The following is a 20,090-nucleotide window of genomic DNA, read 5'->3' on the forward strand; positions in this document are numbered from 1 at the left end:
GCACGCGTCGCGGCGGCGATGGCGCTACCTCTGTTTCACGCGTTCTTGCGGTAGAGCCTGAGCAGCTGCGCGTTGATCGCTACGATGATCGTGCTAGCGGACATGAACACCGCGCCGACTGCCGGTGTCATCAGGAACCCGGTCCCGAAGGTAATGCCCGCTGCCATCGGTATGGCGATGGCATTGTATCCGGTCGCCCAGATCAGGTTCTGCACCATCTTCCTGTAGGTGGCGCGGGACAGCCCGAGGATAGCCGCGACATCCCTCGGGTCGCTCCTGACCAGGACCACGTCGGCGGACTCCACCGCGACATCGGTTCCGGCTCCGATCGCGACGCCAAGGTCTGCCTGCACGAGCGCCGGCGCATCGTTCACGCCGTCGCCGACCATGGCAACCTGGAGACCTCGCGCCTGCAGCTCCTTGATCTTCGCCGACTTCTCGTCCGGAAGCACCTCGGCGAAATACTCGGCGATCCCGAGCTCGCGGGAAACGGACGCAGCCACGCCCTTTGCGTCTCCCGTCAGCATGATGGAACTGATTCCCAGGGCCTTCAGCTCCGCGATCGCCTCCCGGGACTCGGGCCTGACGATGTCCGCCAGCGCGAACAAGGCGCGCGGCTTGCCGTTCCGCACGAGTACGACGACCGTCTTGCCTTCTGCCTCGAGCTCGCCGAGTTGGCTGCCTGGCACCGGATTGCCCTGCCTGGCGAGGTGGCCGGGACTCACGATGCGGATGTCCTGTCCCTCGACCTCTGCGACGATGCCCTCGCCCGTGAGGTTCCGGACCTGGCCCGGAGCGGGGAAGGCGATGCCCCTCTCCTTCGCGGCGGCGACTATCCCCTGCGCGATCGGATGCTCGGAGTGGCTCTCCACCGAGGCGGCGAACCGCAGTTCTTCCTCTTCGCTTCCATCCGCGAGAAGGACGATGTCGCTCACCCCGAACCGCCCTTCTGTCAGCGTTCCCGTCTTGTCGAAAACGACCGCGTCCAGGTTGCGGGCGCGCTCGAAGGCAGCGCGGTCGCGGATCAGAAGACCGCTTCCTGCACTGAGGGACGTGCTCACGGCGACGACCAGCGGAACCGCCAGCCCGAGCGCATGTGGGCAGGCGATGACCATGACCGTCACCATGCGTTCGATGGCGAACTGCCAGCTCTCGCCGGCCGCGACCCAGTAGACGAGTGACCCGATACCCACGGCAAGGGCGATGTAGGTGAGCCAGGCGGCGGCGCGGTTCGCGATGTCCTGGGTTCGCGAGCGCGTCGCCTGAGCTTCCCTGACAAGATTGATGACCTGGGCCAGGTAGGTCTTGTCGCCCGTTGCAGTGACCTCGATGGTCACGGCATTCGCGCCGTTGATCGCGCCCCCGATCGCGCGGTCGCCCGCTTCCTTCGACACCGGGCGGGATTCGCCCGTCAGCATCGCTTCGTTGAACGAGGACCTGCCTTCAACGATCGCGCCGTCGACCGGGACCTTGGCCCCGGGCCGGACCAGGACCCGGTCACCCGGAACGAGTTCGGATATCGGGACCTCGGTAACGGCTCCGTTGGCGTCCAGCCGTGCTGCCGTGTCCGGGAGCAGGCGGACGAGCTCTTCGAGGGCTCGGGACGCTCCCATGACCGAACGCATCTCGAGCCAGTGACCGAGGAGCATGATGACGATCAGCGTCGCCAACTCCCAGTAGAACGACATTCCGGGGAGGCCGAAAGTGACTGCGGCCGAGTAGATGTAGGCGACGGAGATGGCCAGCGCGATCAGCGTCATCATGCCGGGCTTGCCCGCGCGCAGCTCTGACGTGAAGCCCGTCAGGAACGGCCAGCCGCCATAGACGTAGATGACGGTCGAGAGAGCGAACAGCAGCAGCTCGCTTCCGGGGAAATCCAAGGCACCGTCGATGCCCAGCCAATGCTGGATCATCGGGGACAGGAGCAGGACGGGCGGTGTCAGTAGAAGAGAGATCCAGAACCTGCGCCGGAAGTCGGCCACCATCTCGCCGTGGTCATGCCCGCCATGTCCGGACTGGCCGCCATGATCGTTTCCGCCCGTCGGCTGATGCTGCTGATGATGATGATGATGATGACCATGACCATGGTGGCCATGATGGCCATGGTCACCATGCCGCTTGCCTCGACCTTCCACCGCGTCCATTGAGCACCCCGTTTGCCGCCGTCTGCGCGGCCCTGTCCCTGGTCTTTCGGGCACTATTCACCTTCCAGCAGGTGGAAGGTCAAGCGCGTGGTTGGCGATGTTTGTCGGGCTTTTGCACACCAACACCCGAAGTTGTGGGAAGTGCGCCGCCGCAGGGACCGCAGGAGTTTCTTACAAGCGTCTTCGCCCATTTGGCAGGACAGGCATCATTTGGTTCCGGAACGAGAAAGGAGCGCCGTCAGCTCCCGGGTCTTCAGCTCTCCCAGCCATTTGCGGCAGTAGTGGCTGGGAACTCCTATCCGGGCGAATCCCTTCCGGTGGGCCACGAGGTCCTCGAGGCTGACCAGTCGGTCGGCATGGCCGTTTAGGATGCCGAAGCGGTTTGAGGCGGTGTCCGGCCCCGAGGCGAGCCATGCCTCGGGATCGTCCAGCGCGTGTGCCCACAGGTCTCGCTCGCCATCGTGCAACGCCGGCCCGCCTTCCATGAGAAGGACTCTCGCACGCTGCAGGTCGGTGACCTCGTGTGGCGGCCGCGCCAAAGAAGTCCTGAGCTCGCGGTCATCGATCCAGGTCTCCGGATCGCGGTTCTGAAGCCCGGTATGGGTTTCCAGCACGCACTGCACAACCGTCTCGACCCTGTGGCGGAAGGCGATTTCCTTCCAGAGGCGATGTGCGTGTGCAGTGAGGATCAGGTTCGTGTCGACGTAAACGCGTTTCCGCACCGGGCCTACAGGTCGAAGTTCTTCTCCAGTCCGTGACCCTCAAGGAGTCGGCCAAGCCCGTCAACCGTCACGCCAAGGATCGCCGCCGCTTTCCTCACTGAAATCCTGCCTTCGCCTATGCCTTCGGAAAACGCCGACAGGAAGCGGCGCCCGAATGGGAGAACGGACTCGGTGCGCGGGGTCCGTCTCCCGTTGTTCACAAGGAGGCTCCGGTCGATCCCGTCCGCCTGCGGTTTCGTGATCCAGCCGAGGTTGAGCACGCGGTACATAAGCGCGAGGGATGTCACTCCGAACTCGTCGGCCGTCCGGTTCAGCCAGTCCACGGTAGCGACCTGGGATGTCCGGTACTTGGCAAGCTTGAACGCGGGAGTCAGCAGCGTGATCGCGAACTTGTCCGCGAGCTTTTCCGTCCTTGCCTGCTTCTTGGTCCCTTGCCCGTCGATATAAGCAGGCGGGAGCTCCTGCCACGTAAGGACGTGGAAGAGTTCATGGGCTAGGTCGAAGTTGCGTCTGCCCTCTACCTCGTGTCGGTTGACCAGTGCCGCATTCAGCCCGACGGTATGGCAAGCAGCTCCGGAAATCGAAGGGTCTGCATCCACCATCAGCACCAGCGTATCCAGATCATCCTCGATTACCCTCGCCAGACGTGCAGCGGGCACCGAATCTCCGAAGTGCTTGGCGGCAAGCCGTTCGGCGGCGGCTTCGGCCTCTTCGAGGCTCGAACGCTCGCCCAGGCCCAGCGTCGGGAGTGTGACCGGCAGGTCTCCGCTCCGCTCGGCGAGCGCCCTGTATGCCCCTAGCCATGCCTTCGCCTTCTCTTGGAAATCCCCCAGACGAGCATCGGCCGCCTCGCCGGACTTCCTCCAGCAAAACGCAGCCTTGTGGCGGAGCCTGAAAGGATCCGTGAAGTAGTCGATGGGCAGCTGCAGCTCCTGCACAAGCGCGACCAACTCGGGTGCCTTCAGCGAACGCGCGCCGCTCTCTATCGCCTGGACTGTCTGGCGGTCGTTGAGTTCGAGAAGCGCCGCAATGTCGGCCTGGGATAGGCCTTTCTCGTCACGGAGCATGCGCAGCCGCTGGCCTATCAACGAATTCGTCATACCAGCCTCCGGTGTGTGCCTTATACCTAAATTGCACATAGGCAATGTGCAAGGAATTAACGCAGTGATCTGAATTGCATTCAAGTGGCAGGCGGGGTGGCCGTCCAGACCGTTGGCATCGGAGACGCACCGCAGCACGGCGGATCGATTCCGCATTGTGCGAGTTCTTGCTTCTGCCGCAGTGACAAACTGGCTGACGCGCTGCGTCCCGTTAACCGGAATCTCGGTTATCGAGTGCCGCCCGGGAAGCGTCCTTCAAGCGCATGTGCGTGCTCCTCTTCGCAGCCTTGAATGTGAAGTATGCAAGGAGCGGCCGTTGCCCTTGGGAGCGTGCAGTGTCGCAGCTGCGCTCACCACCTTGGGGCAGACACGGAGCCTTCGTACGGAACAACCTATGCCGGGCATCGTTAGGAGGCAGGAGGCCCCTGACGATGCCCGTTGCTCCCCTGGCCAGGATACTGGCCTCGGTCCTGTTGTCGATCGTGCTGGTGAGCGGTGCCATCGGTGCTGTCATCGAAATGGAGGCACCTCTCCCGGGAGGGGCATCGCCTTCGCTCCACGTTCCGCAAGACGAACACGCTGAAGCTGAACACTGTCCCCACCTGTCTAGCGGAACCCTGCAGTGTTGCTCGCCCATCCATTGCATCTGGGTAGCGATCCCGGCCATGGCCGGGCTGCTCCCTGAACCGACAGGAGGGCAGCAGGTAAGCCATGTGCCGCAAGTCACATCCTCTACCGCTGTGTTCCGCCTCGACCGACCGCCGGACGCTTGATCCCTTCCACCCTCCACCGCGGCGCCCCGTTATGGGTGCCGGAGCAAATTCTTTCTGGAAGGATCAACCATGCGTATGACCACAGCAGCCGCCACCGCGGCACTCGCCATCTCCATCGCCAGCACTGCGTTCGCGCAAGATAGCTCCAGTTCCGATGCCGCGATCGCGGACTTCCCGGAGGCATGTGCCAAGGCGGGCGCAGGCGCCGGGGAGCAGAATGCCTCCCATGGCCAGATGGACATGTCGGCGATGCAAGAACATCAGCGCGCCGCCATGGAAGGCATGATGGAGCCGGACCGCAACATGAGGAAGGGCATGATGGCCGACGATCCGGATGTCGCCTTCGCTTGCGGCATGATCGCCCATCACCAGGGCGCGATCGTCATGGCGGAGACGGAGCTCAAGTACGGCGACGACGAGGCCATGAAGGCGCTGGCGGAGGAGATCATCGCCGCCCAGAAGCAGGAAATCGCCGAGATGACCGCGTGGATCGAAGAGAACGCAAAATGAGGCGGAGTCGCGCGACTTCGGTCCCGCGTACCGTCTCTCAGCAAGGAGAAAAGGAATGCATCACATCAGCCCGGAAATGAGGCGCTGCATCGACGAGTGCCTGAACTGCTATTCGGTCTGCCTCTCGACCGCGATGGGCCACTGCCTCGAGATGGGCGGCGAGCACACGGAGAAGAAGCACTTCACGCTCATGATGGCCTGCGCCGAGATATGTCGGACATCGGCCCATTTCATGCTGATCGGCTCGGAGCACCACAAGCATACCTGCCGCGAATGTGCCGAGATCTGCGACGAGTGCGCGGACGACTGCGAGCGGCTCGGCGACATGCAGGAGTGCGTGGACGCCTGCCGCCGCTGCGCCGAGGAATGCCGCAAGATGGCTGCTTGACCCGGTAGTTCCGTCCCCGGCAAACCCGATGTTGCCGGGGATGGCTCTCGGGGAGCGAGGCATGATGCCAAGGCAACTCCATCCGGTTCCGGCAAGGACAGGCAGCCGTGGCGGACAGGAGCTATCGTCAAGTTCAAGGCGTGGGAAGGACCAGCAGCCTGGAGACCAGCCATTGGGTTGGTTCAGCGGCCCTCATCTGCTTCCCGTCGACTCAGTTCCTGCTGATAGGCGCGCTCCTTCTCGGGCCACGTGCTCTTGATATAGGTCAACACAGACCGGATCTCGTCGTCGCTCAAAACGCCCTCGAAACCAGGCATGTCGCTCTCGTAGCTGCCGCCCACGACGGCTGCAGGACCTTCCTTCGAAATACGGAACAGGATGCCGTCCGCATGGTGCCAGGTGTGTCCGGAGGCATCGTGAGGAGGGGCGGGCATGCGGCCCGAAGGCAGTGGCTTCTTCCAGTCGGGCTGGCCTTCAAGGTTCGCTCCATGGCATGCCGCGCAGTGTCCGGCATAGAGCTTCCGTCCCTGCGCGATGGCGGCCCGCTCGTCGGAGCCGAATCCTAGATGCCACAAGACGAGAGCAGCGATTCCGGCGACCGCCGCAATGATGCCGAGTAATGCTCCCTTCCAGCTCATTTGCGTCCGCTGAAGAACAGGCAGTCCACCTGCGCCGCGACTGTGAGGACGAGGACTAGCTGTAGCAGGAGCCAGACCGGCCCGCTGCCCGTCATCATGTCAACCGTTCCGTCGTCCATCATCGTGGCCTCCCCGTGGCGGCAGCCTGTGCGCGCGCATAAGACTTGCGCCGAAGTCCTTTCTTCGTGGCCTGGCCTCATCTCACGGCAGCTGCGGGCACCGCCTCTCCAGCGGTCCTGTCTCGAAGCGGTGCCTGGAAGCGCTTCAGCCTCAGCGCGTTGCCGAGGACGAAAACGCTGGAGAGCGCCATCGCCCCTGCCGCCAGCATAGGCGACAGCAGGATACCCCAAGCCGGGAAGAGTACGCCCGCGGCCACCGGAATGAGGGCGGCGTTGTAGGCGAAGGCCCAGAAGAGGTTCTGTCTGATGTTGCGCATCGTGGCCTTCGACAGGCCTATCGCGTTCGCCACGCCTGTCAGGTCGCCCGACATCAGCACCACGTCGGCACTCTCGATGGCCACGTCTGTTCCGGTGCCGATTGCGATGCCGACATCCGCCTTGGCGAGGGCAGGGGCGTCGTTGATGCCGTCGCCGACGAAGCTGACTACCCGGCCACCCTCGCGCAGGCGCTTGATCGCCTCGACCTTGCCATCAGGGAGCACCTCGGCCACGACCTCGTCGATGCCGAGTTCGGCGGCGATGGCCTCGGCCGTACGCCTGCTGTCCCCCGTCACCATCGCCACCTTGAGGCCGAGCGCGTGGAGGGCGGCTATGGCATGCGGGGTGGTCGGCTTGAGCGGGTCGGCCACCGCGACCAAGGCCGCCAGCCTGCCGTCGACGGCAGCAAACAGGGGGCTCTTCGCCTTCCTGCCGAGTGCCGCGGCAGCTTCAGCGAATCCTTCCACGTCGATGCCGAGCTGCCTCATGTAGCGGTCCGCGCCAACAGCGACATCATGGCCGCCGACCCGTGCCTTCACGCCGAACCCTGGCACCGCCTCAAAGTCCTCGGCGGGAGGGACGGTCAGGCCCTCGCGCTTGGCAGCGGCGACGATCGCGGCGGCGACCGGATGCTCGGAGCCCGCCTCGGCGGCAGCGACCAGCGACAGCACCCGGTCGCGCTCGAATCCTTCGGTTACCTCGAAGTCCGTCAGCTCGGGTCGGCCCGCAGTCAGCGTGCCCGTCTTGTCGAGCGCCACTACGTCCGTTGCCCTCAGGGTCTGCAGCGCCTCGCCGTTCCGGAACAGAACCCCCAGCTCCGCCGCCCGTCCGGTGCCGACCATGATGGAGGTCGGCGTCGCCAGGCCCATGGCGCAGGGGCAGGCGATGATCAGAACGGCGACCGCGTTGACGAGCGCGAAGGTGACGGCAGGCTCCGGGCCAAAGGCGAGCCAGACCAGGAAGGTGGCCGCGGCGGCCGCCATCACGGCGGGCACAAACCATGCCGTCACCTTGTCGACAAGGGCCTGGATCGGGAGCTTCGAGCCCTGCGCTGCCTCGACCATCCTGATGATCTGCGCCAGTACGGTGTCTGCGCCGACCTTCGTCGCGCGGAAGTTAAAGGCTCCGGTCTTGTTGACGGTGCCGCCCGTCACCTCGTCGCCCTCGCCCTTCGTCACGGGGACGGGTTCGCCCGTGAGCATGGACTCGTCGACGAAGGACGAGCCGCGCAGGACGACGCCGTCGACGGGTATCCTGTCGCCTGGGCGCACCTGGAGCACGTCACCCTCGATGACCTCTTCCAGCGGGACATCAACGAACTCGCTGTCCCGCTCAACCCGGGCGGACCTGGCCTGCAGGCCCATGAGCCGCTTGATCGCCTCGCTGGTCCTGCCCTTCGCCTTCGCCTCGAGGAGACGGCCGAGCAGGATCAGCGTGACGATCACGGCCGATGCCTCGTAATAGACGTTGGCGGTCCCCTCGGGCAGCGCCGAGGGCGCGAAGGTGGCGACGACGGAGTAGGCCCATGCCGCCGTGGAACCGAGCACGACCAGGGAATTCATGTCGGGCGCGAGGCGCAGCAGGGCAGGCACGCCCTTCCTGTAGAAGCGGAGTCCGGGTCCGAACTGGACGGCGGTCGCCAGCACGAAGAAGGCGAGGTAGAGCGGCTGCTGCCCGACGTTCATCAGGAGCCAATGGTGCAGCTGCGGCAACAGGTGCGATCCCATCTCGAGCAGGAAGATGGGCAGGGTCAGCGCTGCCGCGATCCAGAAGTCACGCCGGAGGCACCGCAGCTCCTTGTCGCGGGCTTCCTGCCGCGCGTCTGCTGCAATGCTTCCCGACGCGATCCGGCGCGGCTCGTATCCTGCCTCGCGGACGGCAGCCTCGATCGCGGCGAAAGGGACGGGGGACGGTGCCTTGATCGTCGCCCGTTCCGTTGCGAGGTTAACCGAGGCCTTGAGTACGCCGGGAACGGCCGCGATGGCCTGCTCGACGCGGCGCACGCACGAGGCGCAGGTCATCCCTTCTACCTCGATTTCCGCCGTTTCAGTGGCGACCTCGTATCCGACATAGCTGATAGCCTCAGCCACCGCCTGCGGCACCGGAGAGCCATCGTAGGTGACGGATGCGGTCCCGCTGGCGAGGTTGACCGCGACGGATCTTACCCCGGGCACCTTCGCGATGGCCTGCTCGACGCGGCGCACGCACGAGGCGCAGGTCATTCCCTCGACCGGAAAGGCTTGGCTCTGGCCGAAGGCATCGCTTCTGACGTGAGCATTCATCGTGCCTAGTTTCCTTCTGCGACTGTCCCGGCGACCGATGTAGTTGTTCCAGTTACTGGAAGGTCAATAGCCAGCGAGGCGTCTTCGGGATCTTGACCTTCCAGCGGCTGGAAGCCCCATCTTCTGCCCATCGGCATTTCGTGACACCAAACGAAGGAGATGAAAGTGCTGAAGCTGAACGTTCCCGACATGACCTGCGGCCATTGCGCGGCGGCGGTGACAAAGGCGGTGAAGGATGTCGACGCTTCTGCCGTCGTCCAAGTTGATCTCGCCACCAAGACGGTAGCCGTAAGTACGGCAGCCGACCCCAGCAAGGTGAGCGCGGCGCTTGCCGACGCAGGCTATCCCGCCAGAGCGGCTTGAGGCGGAGGGGTCGCCAAAGGATTACTGCCGGGCGACTCCCACGCCCAGTCGGGGCCGACGAGGGTTCGCAGCAGGCCAGGAGGCTCGGTCTTGTAGACTGGGATGAAGTTGCGTTTCGGCCAAGTCGACCCGAGCTGACCGTCCCTTGGAACCGCAGCCCGGTTGCCTTGAGGGAGGAATGTCGTTTCAGTGTAATCGAAGAGTCAGGCGCAACGGGTTCCAACCTTCCCGGTTTGCGGCCCTGCGCCGCAGACGGGAAGCGGACCGTTGCCGGATCCGGAGACACAGGCGTGTCGGGTCACATCGAGGATGCCACGAAGAGCCTTGACCTCTATCGGCTAATGGCCGGGTTCTTGCACGGCATGAGCCACGCGCAACTGAGTCAGGAGCCGGAACGGATTGCCGGGCTGCTAGTGCCTGCTCCGGACGGCTACTCGAAGCGGCAGCGTATCGAAGCTGCTCTTGAGAACCTCACGCAGGAGGAGTTGGCGCGGCTGGCACTCAAGTTCGCCGCCGATCGCAATGACATCCCGCTCGAGGAAGCAGGCCGGAAGGTGCTCGAGGCGGCCGAGCCGCCGTTGACGCAGATCACACGCCGAGACGTTGCGCGAATCTTCGGCGACGATCTCGCCGGCGAGCGCAGCACGATAGAGGTAGTCGAGGCTTGCTTTCCGCTTTCTTCTCCATTCGAAATTTTCTTCGGAACCAGCGGCAAAGGCCTGCGCGACCAGATCATCCGACACATGGATCACAATCCCGGCGACTGGTCGGTCGAAGACCTGTTCGGGAAGATCGGCGCCTTCGATTGCTCGAGGGCCAGGTTCGGTGCCTTGCTCGAACAGGCAGTGCACCCGCTTTCCCGATCAGGCGATAAACAAGCGGAGTTGGTCATCGCCTTGAACAAGGTCCTTTTGCGAGATGGATATGAGCTGGCACAGGATGGAGAAATCTCCGGTCACCCGATCTTCACTTTCCGCTCTCGGGCGCATGGGGTCGGCGGCCGGCCGAAGAACCTGATCTTTGCCTCGCGAGGACCAAAGCCCGAGATCGGGTTCGCCGACGCGATCAACAACGACATTGTCATCCTGTCTGGCGAAGAGAGCTGCCTCGTCTACGACCGACCGATCGGAGCGAGCGGCCTTTCGTGGTCTGACCTTGTCGCCTGGTGGGGCGAGGTTACGCCGGGGGCCAATGCAGCGGATCTAGGAGCGCGTCTCCAGGAATCCTTGGCCTCGGACGCAGAGCGCAAGCTGTTCGCGACCTACTTCAAGACCTATCGTCGTTTCCTGGGCGAGGCGCTGCCTGCGCTCCTGCCGCAGGTCTACCTTCATTATGATCCTGCCATCGCGAAGACCTTGCGTCACCGCCTGCCGCTGCCGCGCCAGCGGATGGACTTTCTGATACTGCTTCCCAACCGTCATCGCATCGTGATCGAGGTCGACGGCAAGCACCACTTCTCGGAAGGCGACCTTCCCTCATTGAAGGTGTACGCCGAGATGGTGTCATCTGATCGCGAATTGCGCCTTGCCGGATACGAGGTCTATCGGTTCGGGGCGAATGAACTAGTTGGGGACCACGCCGAGGCGAGGATCATCGGTTTCTTCCACAAGCTTTTTAGGCTGCACCACATTTCAAGCTGATTGCGGTCCATCCAGACCATGAGGAGGTGGTGCGGTCGGAGGCTGATCACTGCATGAGGATCGTCGCGGCGCATACTCCGCAATGGCTTTTTGTATAACCGATTCTCCGGTTATATGCGGAAGAGCGGTTCATTGCTTGTCGAGGGCGCGCGACGGGCTGACGGCGCTCCTCCAGCAGCGAGAGCATGTCGATGTGCAACGACTACCGCCTGAAGGTCGACGTTGGGACCATCATTGAAGAGTTCGCGGACCTAAAGATACGGATTCGCTTCAACGAAGGCGTGCCTAACCTTGAGCCCCGGGACGACATCAAGATAACCGATACCGGGCCGATCGTTCGTCGGGCTGTGGATACGGAGGAAGCCGAACTGGTTCAGCGCCGCTGGAGCTGGCCGGGGTCGAACAAGCGGCCAATCTACAACTTCCGTTCAGAAGGTCGCGACTTCGCGTCAACCCGATGCCTGATCGTGGCCGATGGGTTCTACGAGTTTACGGATCCGAAGGATCCAGCGAAGAAGCGGAAGGACAAATGGCTGTTCACGATGCCCGGACGGTCGGTCTTCTGCATTGCGGGCATCTGGCGCTCGCATCCGGAGGTTGGCGAAGCCTTCACCATGCTCACGACCGCGCCCGGTCCTGATGTGGCTCCTTACCACGACCGCCAGATCGTGATCCTGGAGCGCGATTCCTGGGCGGGCTGGCTCGATCCCAACGTTCCGGCGCAGTCCCTGATCAGGCCACTTCCTGCTGGAGCCCTTGCGGTGGAGCAGGTCGGGTGAGCGAAGCATCGCAAGCTTGTCCGTCCCGGTGGTCTGCGGCCATCCCCGCTATCGAAAATCCCGCGGCTTCACCCTGAGCCTGTCTATGTGCAGGTCGGGGATGTAGATGTCGCGAGCAGCGGGTCCTCTTGTTGGCACGCCGCGTGGATCGGGTGTGGGGCTGCCTGAGTGGAATTCGTCACCGCGGCCATGCGGAAGTGGGAAGGTGTTGTCCCTCTGCCCGATGTCGGCAAGCTCAGCGGACATGTCGGTGAGGTGGTGCGCCACGAGATGGACGACTTCGCCCTCCCGCTGAATCCGTCCCCTAACCGCGAACATGGGCGCGCCCAGGATGATGCGGCGGTGCTTCTCGAAGACCTTCGGCCAGACCACCAGGTTGGCGATGTCGGTCTCATCCTCCAGCGTGATGAACATGACGCCCTTTGCCGATCCGGGCCGTTGACGGACCAGCACGATACCTGCCGCTTCAAGCCAGCGCCGATCCCGAGCACTCATTGCTTCATGGCAGGTGACGATGCCGCGCCTGGCCAGGTCCTGCCGCAGGAAGGAAACCGGGTGCCTGCGCAGGGAAAGCCCCGTGCGGCCATAGTCGGCGACGACTTGGCAGCCTTCGGTCATCGGCTTCAGCGGCACGGTCGGTTCATCGAGTTCCGGCACCGTTGCGGCCTCGCGGGCGGACGCCGCTGCAAACAGCGGCAGCGGCTCGTCGCGTAGTCCTTTGACCTGCCAGAGCGCCTCCCGCCGTTCGAGGCCGAGCGACGGGCGGAAGGCGTCGGCATCGGCCAGCTGCTTCAATGCAAGCGCGGGGACTCCGGCCCGGTGCCAAAGATCATCGACAGAGCCGTAGGGAGTGTCGGCGCGGGCGGCGACGATGGCGGCGGCGTGAGCGTTCGCCAGACCCTTGACCATCCGCATGCCGAGCCGGACAGCGAAGCGGCTGTCGTCATCGGTCGGCTCCAGCGTGCAGTCCCAGCGGGATGCGTTGACGCAGACCGGCTGCACGTCGACGCCATGCTCGATCGCGTCCCTGACGATCTGAGCCGGCGCGTAGAAACCCATCGGCTGGGAGTTGAGGAGTGCCGCGCAGAAGACATCCGGATGCCAGCACTTCAACCAGGCTGAGGCATAGGCGATCAGGGCAAAGGACGCCGCATGGCTTTCGGGGAAGCCATAGGAGCCGAATCCCTCCAGCTGGGAGAAGGTCTTCTCGGCAAACGCCTGGTCGTAGCCGCGGTCGACCATGCCCTGGATGAGCTTGGTCTTGAAGGCGCTGACCCCGCCCGTGAACTTGAAGGTGGCCATGCTCTTTCTGAGCATGTCGGCCTCTCCAGGCGTGAATCCGGCGCATTCGATTGCCACCCGCATCGCCTGTTCCTGGAAGAGCGGCACGCCGAGCGTCTTGCCGAGCACCTTCTCCAGTTCCGGCGTCGGATAGTGGACGGGTTCCAGCCCCTCGCGGCGGCGGAGATAGGGATGAACCATGTCGCCTTGGATCGGACCGGGTCGGACGATCGCCACTTGCACGACGAGATCGTAGTAGGTCCGGGGCTTCAGCCGCGGCAGCATGGACATCTGCGCCCGGCTCTCGATCTGGAAGGTGCCGAGCGTGTCGGCCTTCCTGATCATCGCATATGTGCGCGGGTCCTCGGCCGGAATGCTGGCGAGGTCGTAGTTGATCCCCTTGTGCTCGGCGAGCAGGTCCAACCCCTTCTTCATGCAGGTGAGCATGCCGAGCGCCAGCACATCGACCTTCATGAACTTCAAGGCGTCGATGTCATCCTTGTCCCATTCGATGACCTGGCGGTCGGCCATGGCAGCCGGCTCAATGGGGACAAGGTCGTCGAGGCGGTCGCGCGTGAGCACGAATCCTCCGGGATGCTGCGACAGGTGCCGCGGCGCGCCCATCAGCTGCCGTGCGAGGTCCAGTGCCAGCCGGAGGCGGCGGTCAGCCATATTTAGGTTCAGTTCCCTGACGTGCTTTTCGCCGACGCCTTCCTCGGACCAGCCCCAGACTTGAGAAGAGAGCGTTCGGATCAGGTCTTCGGTTAACCCCAGAGCCTTGCCGACATCGCGCAGCGCACCCTTGGAGCGATAGCGGATGACGGTCGAGCAGAGCGCCGCTCGGTCCCTGCCATAGGTATCGAAAATCCACTGCATGACGATCTCACGCCGCTCATGCTCGAAGTCGACGTCGATGTCGGGCGGTTCCCGACGCTCTTCCGAGACGAAGCGCTCGAACAGGAGATCGTTGCGGGCAGGATCGATCGAGGTGATGCCGAGCACGTAGCAGACGGCGGAGTTTGCCGCTGACCCGCGGCCTTGGCAGAGGATGTCCTTCGAGCGGGCGAAGCGGACGATCGAGTTGACGGTGAGGAAGTAAGGCGCATAGCCGAGCTTCTCGATCAGCTTCAGCTCGTGGTCGAGGGAGGTGCGGACATTGTCCGGGACGCCTTCCGGATAGCGCTGCTCAGCCCCTTCCCAGGTGAGCTTCTCCAGCGTCTGCTGTGGGGTCAGCGCGGGATCGTCGCGTTCCTCCGGATATTGATACTTAAGCTCGTCCAGAGAGAAGCGGCAGCGCTCGGCGATCTCGAGCGTTCGCGCGAGTGCCTCCGGATAGCGGGAGAAGAGGCGGTGCATCTCCTCGGCGGGCTTGAGGTAGCGGTCGGCATGACGCTCGCGCCGATCGCCAAGCTCGTCAATGGTGACGTTATGCCGGATGCAGGTCACTACGTCCTGCAGCATGCGTCGCCCCGCTTCGTGAAAGAGCACATCGTTGGTGACAACGGTGGGCACGCGCAGGGATGCGGCAAGTTCCGAGAGCTCGTGAAGCCGCAGCTGGTCGTTCGGCCGACGGCGGAGGGTCAGAGCCAGATAGGCTCGGTCGCCGAAGACATCACGCAGGCGCCGCAGCCGCAAGGCGGTCTGCTCATCCGGCTCGTCCGGCACGAGAATGGCAACGAGTCCTTCGCCATAGGCGGCCACGTCCTCCCAGTGCAGGATACACTTGCCCTTGCCGCCCCGCTTTTTGCCGAGCGAGAGAAGCCGGCAGAGCCGCGAATAGGCGGCTCGGTCTGTTGGATAGACGAGAACCGACATGCCATCGGCGAGATCAATGCGGCAGCCGACGACCAGCCTCACCCCGGCGGTCTTTGCTGCTTCATGGGCACGAACGATTCCCGCCAAGGAATTTCTGTCGACGATGCCAAGCGCGTCGATGCCGCAGGCTGCCGCCTGGGCGAACAGTTCCTCACAGGAGGATGCCCCGCGGAGAAAGCTGAAGTGGCTGGTTACCTGTAGCTCGGCGTACCGCACGGAGTGCTATCCCTGAAACTGCAGCATGTTCCTATTTCGTTCTAGGCTGAATGTCGACGGATCACGGCTATCGGTGTGGCTGCGTAGGGGTGGATTCCTGACCGACCGCTTCTGGGCGGCGCAGTCGGGAAAGCAGCCATTCGGGCGGTGCCACACCTCGACAGCAATGCACCCTCAATCGCGGCCATCGCCCTCCGGCATACGGCCCGTCACGCCCCACCTCGAAGCAACCAGAGCGATGCCAGCGAGTAAGGCGCCAACAGCAAATGTCAGTTGCAAGCCTGCGTCGCTCCCTTGACCCAGAACGGGCAGCACTCCCTGGGAGCCGAGGACGAACAATGTCCCCATCGTGGACGCGCCGGAGATGAGTCCGACATTCCGGCCGAGGGAGAGAAGACCCGATGTCACACCGCGCTGTTCCTTTGTAGTGCCGTTCATCACACTTGTGTTGTTTCCGGCCTGGAACAGGCCATATCCGGCGGTGATGGTAACAAGGCTGAGAATGTAGCCCGACGTTCCCAACATTTCAGGTAGAACAAGCATCAGCAACGATCCGCCGGCGACCGCGATGAGACCTCCATTGACGACCCTTGTTGCACCCGCTCGATCGACAAGCCGTCCGGCAGGAACGCCGACGAGGGCTGCCACGACCGGGCCGACCGACATCACCAGACCGATAGCCAAAGCATCGAGTTGGAGTACGTCCGACAGGTAAAAGGGAGCAATGACGAGCGTCGCCATCATGATCGAGGACACGAGCGCCAGCGAGATGATGCCGGCACTGAGGCTCCTGCGGCTGAACAGGTCCAGCCGGACCAGGGGCGAAGTGACCTTCGATTGGACGATAAGGAAGGCGATGAAGCCGCCGATCGCCAGCCCGATGAGCATCATGGCCGACTGGATACCGCCCTGCATCGTGGCAGCGAGTGCATAGGCGCTCAGGCTGAACGCCAGCAGAACCATTCCGGTGACATCGAGCGACGCCGGCTGCCTCGATAGAGCCTCGGCAGGAAGCACCTGACGTGCCAGCCCCCAGCTTGCCGCTCCCGCTGCTGCCATGAAGGCGAAGATCGCGTGCCAGCCCATGGCCGAGATCAGGAGGCCTCCCAAAGATGGTCCCAGCGCCGTTCCCGCGGCTGACATGGTGCCGAGGAGCCCCATCGCTCTCCCCGTCCGCTCCGCCGGTACCAGGTCTCCGACCATCGCAACAGCCAGCGCCATCATGATGGCTGCGCCCAGCCCCTGCATTGCCCTCGTCATAACCAGCATCCAGAGCTGGGAGGCGAAGGCGCCAAGAAGGGCAGCCGCAGAGAAGACGACCATGCCGAGAAGGAGCAGGCGTCGACGCCCGAACATGTCGCCCAGTCGCCCGGCGGTCACTATGGTGGTGGTGACGGCAAGGAGATAGGCAATGACGACCCACTGCACATCCTGGGGCGTCGCCATAAAGGATTCGGCGAAGGCCGGAAGCGCCACATTGGCGATGCTGGTTCCTAGTGAGGGAAGTGCCATCGCCAGCGACAGGGCAGTGAGCTGCCAGGCGGGATTCTGATGCTTCAAGGGGGACATGGCAGGTCAACGGGAGCCTGCGGCCGGCGCCGCCAGAAGAAAGCCAATTAGCCGGCGCGTGACGGGCGCCACGACCCGGACGACGGGGAACGCGATCATCCAAGATGGCAGCCAGGAGCCAATCCAGAGGCTGGCGAATCCTTCAACCAGTCCGGCGCTGCGATAGGTGGCGATGCCGGAGACGATGAGGGACATCAGGCCCGAGAGGACGAAGCCGAAGGCGACAGGTGCGAGACGGGAAGGCATTTAAGTTCTCCAATGAGAAAATCCTGTCCGTCAGCTAGTCCTTCGCGATATGCTGCGGAACGCGCAGCAATTGCATCTAGTCCGTGCACGGCGCGCCATGTGTCCGCCAGAGGGCGCCCGATGCCTGATCTCAACCTGCTTGTGACGCTGGACGTTCTGCTTGCCGAGGGCAGTGTGGCCGCCGCCGCACGGCGCCTACGTCTCAGTCCTTCGGCAATGAGCCGGACGCTGGCGCGTCTTCGGGAGGCAACTGGAGATCCGCTGCTGGTGCGGGCTGGCCGCGGCCTGGTGCCGACGCCTCGCGCGGTAGAACTGCGCAGCCAGGTCGGCCCCCTGGTCGATGCGGCCAATGCGGTGCTTCGTCCGGCGGCGAAGCTCGACCTTGCCACCCTCCACCGCCGCTTCACGTTGAGGACGAGCGAGGGCTTCGCCGAAACCTTCGGTCCGAAGCTTCTCGCGATGCTGTCCGAGCAGGCGCCGCACGTCACGCTGCAGTTCATCGGAAAGCCCGACAAGGATTCGGCACCGCTTCGCGAAGGCGAGGTGGATGTCGAAACCGGTGTAATCGATGCCGCAACGGCGCCCGAGCTGCGCGCCGTTCCCCTCTTCGAGGACCGATGGGTCGGGGTTGTGCGCGAGGGGCATCCGCTGGCGTCGGGCAAGATCAGCGGCGACACGTATGCCGCTGCCGATCATGTGGTCGTGCTTCGGCGCGGCCTTCACAGCGAGGACATCGAAGCGGCCGTCTATACGGCCGGCCGTGAGCGACGTGTCGCAGTGATCGTCAACGGCTTCTCCACCGCCCTTTCGCTGGTGCGGCAGACGGAGCTGGTCGCCACCGTGCCGGAGCGCCATACGGAAGGGCTCCGGAAGGGGATGCACAGTTTCGTCCTGCCCTTGGATCTCGCACGCTTTACTGTCTCAATGCTGTGGCACCCGCGCATGGACGGCGACCTGGCGCATCGCTGGCTCCGATCCTGCCTGAAGGCGGTCTGCTCCGGATCATCGATGCGCCGCGCCACCAGCTGACGTTGCGTTTGACGCACGGATCGAGTGCAGACGGCGCGCCTTCCGCTGCTGCGCCGTGTGGCCCTAAATTTCGCCACCATGACCCCTGAGCCTTCGGAGAAACCCAGATGATGACCGCTGAGGCGACATCCAGTCAGCTGCCGCCGACCATGCGGGCGGCGGTCATCGATCGGTTCGGCGGCCCCGACGTTGTAGCCGTCCAGTCAGTGCCGGCGCCACGCTTCGGGGTCAACGACGTTCTCGTGCGGGTTCATGCTTCAACAGTGAGTGCGGCGGACCACCGCCTGAGAGCTCGAGACCTCCCGAAGGGAATGAGTTTGCTCGCGATGCCTGTCGTGGGATGGCGACGGCCACGTCGACGAATCCTTGGCATGGATTTCGCAGGAAAGGTCGAAAGGGTCGGACCGGGTGTCACGCTCTTCCACCCTGGTGACGATGTTGTTGGCGTGACTGGAAGCGCCTTCGGCGGGCACGCCGAATATCTCTCAATCCCAGAGACAGCCGCCATTTGCAGGAAGCCGGCCAACCTCCCCCCGGCGGATGCGGTGGCCCTGATGTTCGGTGGTCACACGATGAGCGAGGTCGTGCGGCGGCGTGCAATCAGCCGAGGCGACAAGGTTCTGGTCAATGGTGCGTCAGGTGCCGTCGGAAGTACGGCAGTGCAAGCCGCCAAGCACTTCGGTGCGACAGTCACAGCCGTGACGAGCGCGCGAAACGAAGACTTCGTTCGTGAACTCGGAGCCGACCATGTGATCGATTATCAGCGGCAGGATTTCGCCACCTTGGGCCGTAACTACGACCTGGTCATCGACTGCGTCGGCAACGCTCCCTTCAGCCGAGCCATGCGCTGCCTGGAGCCGGGCGGCACACTCGTGCTCGTCGCGGTGAGCGGCTTGCAGGACATCCTGCTCGCACGGCGAAATTCCCGCCGCTCAGGCATCGATGTCATCCCGATCAACTTCAAGGCATCCAAAGCGGATGTGCGTTTTGCACTTGAGCTATTCGAGGCCGGTACACTGAGGCCGGTTCGCGGCACCACCTATCGCCTCGAGGAAATACAGCGTGCACACGCGCACGTCGATGAAGGACGCAAGAGAGGCGCCGCCGTGCTGGTCCTCGAATAGCTATTCCCCTGACAAGCCACGCAATTTCCACGAGGAGTATCATGAGCACGATCGCTACATGTATCCGAATACAACAGGTCTCCCTGTCAGATCATTCCGACTTCGAGGTGGTATCGGGTTCCGTCCAGAAGCCTACAGATCACTCGTGCGGGTCAGCGCTATATACGATCTTGTCGTGACCACGCCGTTCATGTCGCCCTGGACCTTCACCATCACCCTTGGGGCAATCCAGTACCTTCACGATGTAGTTGGCTTGCCGGGTGGGCTTCCGGCCTTCGAGTCGACGCACCTGCTCTTTGGCGGGTTGATGGGTTCCGTCGTCGTGGTCTGGTCGCTCGTTAGACTGCACCTTGGTTTACCCGTCTTGGGTCGTTACGACGCCGTCGCCCGGATGCTGTTCGCTCTTTGGCAGATCTACGTGGTCGCGAACGGGGGAACACCGATCATTCTGATCTTTACCGTCTTCGAGGTGGCTTTCGGCATCCTGCAGGCGATGCCGATCAAAAGGGAGCGTTCGCCGGAAATCGGGGGCTCCGTTCCAAGGTAACTCTGGCGCCTGTCTAGCTTGCGGGACTCGGGGAGAATTCCCGACTGTCCAGGTCGCCCCTTCGTCCAGATGTGAGAAGGAAGTCATCTACAATGGTAGAGACGGATGTATCATCTCTTCGAGCCCCGGAACGGCTAGACCGGACCGATATCATAGCTGTTCCGCCCTTCGCTTGAGCCGCACCAGGGCGTGCGGCCTGCCCATGTCGTCCAGCGGTTTCTCGCCGACTTCGCGGAAACCGAGCGAACCGTAGAACGCGAGCGCCCGCGGGTTTTCCCGGTACACTTCCACCTCTAGTTCGCCCTTTCGGCTGGCAGCGTCTTTCACGAGCTGCTTGCCGATGCCGAGGCGGTGGAACTGAGGCGAAACGAATAGGCCGCCGATGAAGCCGTCGAGTAACGCGATGAAACCGACAGCCTCCCCATCATTGTCGGCGACGGTGATCTCGGCCATGGGCATGTAGCGTTCCCGAACGACCTCCTCGTCA

The 20,090-nt window shown here is 63.6% G+C and carries 17 protein-coding genes; 8 read left to right on the forward strand and 9 right to left on the reverse strand.

Annotation, left to right across the window (positions count from 1 at the left end; genetic code table 11):
- Window positions 1–35 precede the first annotated feature (35 nt).
- The 3 genes from cadA to M9955_06860 form a co-directional block, all read right to left on the reverse strand.
- On the reverse strand, window positions 36–1,985 hold the full coding sequence (cadA, locus tag M9955_06850) for a cadmium-translocating P-type ATPase (GenBank protein MCO5081362.1): 1,950 nt from the start codon (window positions 1,983–1,985) through the stop codon (window positions 36–38).
- A 365-nt stretch (window positions 1,986–2,350) separates the two neighbouring features.
- Entirely contained in the window at window positions 2,351–2,866 is a 516-nt protein-coding gene (locus tag M9955_06855; protein ID MCO5081363.1) for a hypothetical protein, read from the reverse strand.
- A gap of 5 nt (window positions 2,867–2,871) precedes the next feature.
- A complete protein-coding gene (locus tag M9955_06860; GenBank protein ID MCO5081364.1) occupies window positions 2,872–3,966 on the reverse strand; it encodes an XRE family transcriptional regulator in 1,095 nt (364 codons plus the stop codon).
- 842 nt (window positions 3,967–4,808) lie between these two features.
- On the opposite strand from M9955_06860, the gene M9955_06865 reads away from it, so the two are divergent.
- Both M9955_06865 and M9955_06870 read left to right on the forward strand, forming a co-directional pair.
- Complete coding sequence (locus M9955_06865; GenBank protein ID MCO5081365.1) at window positions 4,809–5,249, forward strand: DUF305 domain-containing protein; 441 nt, start codon at window positions 4,809–4,811, stop codon at window positions 5,247–5,249.
- A gap of 55 nt (window positions 5,250–5,304) precedes the next feature.
- Window positions 5,305–5,637 (forward strand): four-helix bundle copper-binding protein, encoded by a 333-nt coding sequence (locus M9955_06870; protein ID MCO5081366.1) that lies wholly within the window; start codon window positions 5,305–5,307, stop codon window positions 5,635–5,637.
- Between the two features lie 182 nt (window positions 5,638–5,819).
- Here the strand turns inward: M9955_06870 and M9955_06875 are convergent, their stop codons facing one another.
- Window positions 5,820–6,275 carry a cytochrome c gene (locus tag M9955_06875; GenBank protein MCO5081367.1) on the reverse strand — a complete coding sequence of 152 codons (456 nt, stop codon included), beginning with the start codon at window positions 6,273–6,275 and terminating at the stop codon, window positions 5,820–5,822.
- 196 nt (window positions 6,276–6,471) lie between these two features.
- On the reverse strand, window positions 6,472–8,994 hold the full coding sequence (locus M9955_06880) for a heavy metal translocating P-type ATPase (GenBank protein ID MCO5081368.1): 2,523 nt from the start codon (window positions 8,992–8,994) through the stop codon (window positions 6,472–6,474).
- A gap of 165 nt (window positions 8,995–9,159) precedes the next feature.
- Between M9955_06880 and M9955_06885 the strand changes: the two genes are divergently transcribed.
- From M9955_06885 to M9955_06895, 3 genes are all read left to right on the forward strand, one after another.
- Entirely contained in the window at window positions 9,160–9,357 is a 198-nt protein-coding gene (locus M9955_06885) for a heavy-metal-associated domain-containing protein (GenBank protein ID MCO5081369.1), read from the forward strand.
- Between the two features lie 290 nt (window positions 9,358–9,647).
- Complete coding sequence (locus M9955_06890) at window positions 9,648–10,997, forward strand: hypothetical protein (protein ID MCO5081370.1); 1,350 nt, start codon at window positions 9,648–9,650, stop codon at window positions 10,995–10,997.
- Window positions 10,998–11,188: 191 nt separating this feature from the next.
- The gene (locus M9955_06895) at window positions 11,189–11,776 is read left to right on the forward strand and encodes an SOS response-associated peptidase (protein MCO5081371.1); all 588 of its coding nucleotides are present in this window, start codon (window positions 11,189–11,191) and stop codon (window positions 11,774–11,776) included.
- Between the two features lie 48 nt (window positions 11,777–11,824).
- Here the strand turns inward: M9955_06895 and M9955_06900 are convergent, their stop codons facing one another.
- From M9955_06900 to M9955_06910, 3 genes are all read right to left on the reverse strand, one after another.
- Window positions 11,825–15,088 (reverse strand): error-prone DNA polymerase, encoded by a 3,264-nt coding sequence (locus M9955_06900; protein MCO5081372.1) that lies wholly within the window; start codon window positions 15,086–15,088, stop codon window positions 11,825–11,827.
- 174 nt (window positions 15,089–15,262) lie between these two features.
- Window positions 15,263–16,657: an MFS transporter gene (locus M9955_06905; GenBank protein MCO5081373.1), complete on the reverse strand. Its 1,395-nt coding sequence runs from the start codon at window positions 16,655–16,657 to the stop codon at window positions 15,263–15,265.
- A gap of 6 nt (window positions 16,658–16,663) precedes the next feature.
- The gene (locus M9955_06910; protein ID MCO5081374.1) at window positions 16,664–16,903 is read right to left on the reverse strand and encodes a DUF2798 domain-containing protein; all 240 of its coding nucleotides are present in this window, start codon (window positions 16,901–16,903) and stop codon (window positions 16,664–16,666) included.
- A 120-nt stretch (window positions 16,904–17,023) separates the two neighbouring features.
- Between M9955_06910 and M9955_06915 the strand changes: the two genes are divergently transcribed.
- The 3 genes from M9955_06915 to M9955_06925 all read left to right on the forward strand — a co-directional run bounded on the left by M9955_06915 (window position 17,024) and on the right by M9955_06925 (window position 19,603).
- A complete protein-coding gene (locus M9955_06915) occupies window positions 17,024–17,932 on the forward strand; it encodes a LysR family transcriptional regulator (GenBank protein ID MCO5081375.1) in 909 nt (302 codons plus the stop codon).
- A gap of 107 nt (window positions 17,933–18,039) precedes the next feature.
- Window positions 18,040–19,056, forward strand: coding sequence for an NAD(P)-dependent alcohol dehydrogenase (locus tag M9955_06920; GenBank protein ID MCO5081376.1), 1,017 nt, complete (start codon window positions 18,040–18,042; stop codon window positions 19,054–19,056).
- A gap of 175 nt (window positions 19,057–19,231) precedes the next feature.
- Window positions 19,232–19,603, forward strand: coding sequence for a hypothetical protein (locus M9955_06925; protein MCO5081377.1), 372 nt, complete (start codon window positions 19,232–19,234; stop codon window positions 19,601–19,603).
- Between the two features lie 150 nt (window positions 19,604–19,753).
- Here M9955_06925 and M9955_06930 read toward each other — a convergent pair whose 3' ends face one another.
- Complete coding sequence (locus tag M9955_06930; GenBank protein MCO5081378.1) at window positions 19,754–20,056, reverse strand: GNAT family N-acetyltransferase; 303 nt, start codon at window positions 20,054–20,056, stop codon at window positions 19,754–19,756.
- Between the last annotated feature and the right edge of the window lie 34 nt (window positions 20,057–20,090).

The sequence above is a fragment of the Rhizobiaceae bacterium genome (assembly GCA_023953845.1).
Taxonomy (GTDB): Bacteria; Pseudomonadota; Alphaproteobacteria; order Rhizobiales; family Rhizobiaceae; genus Arvimicrobium.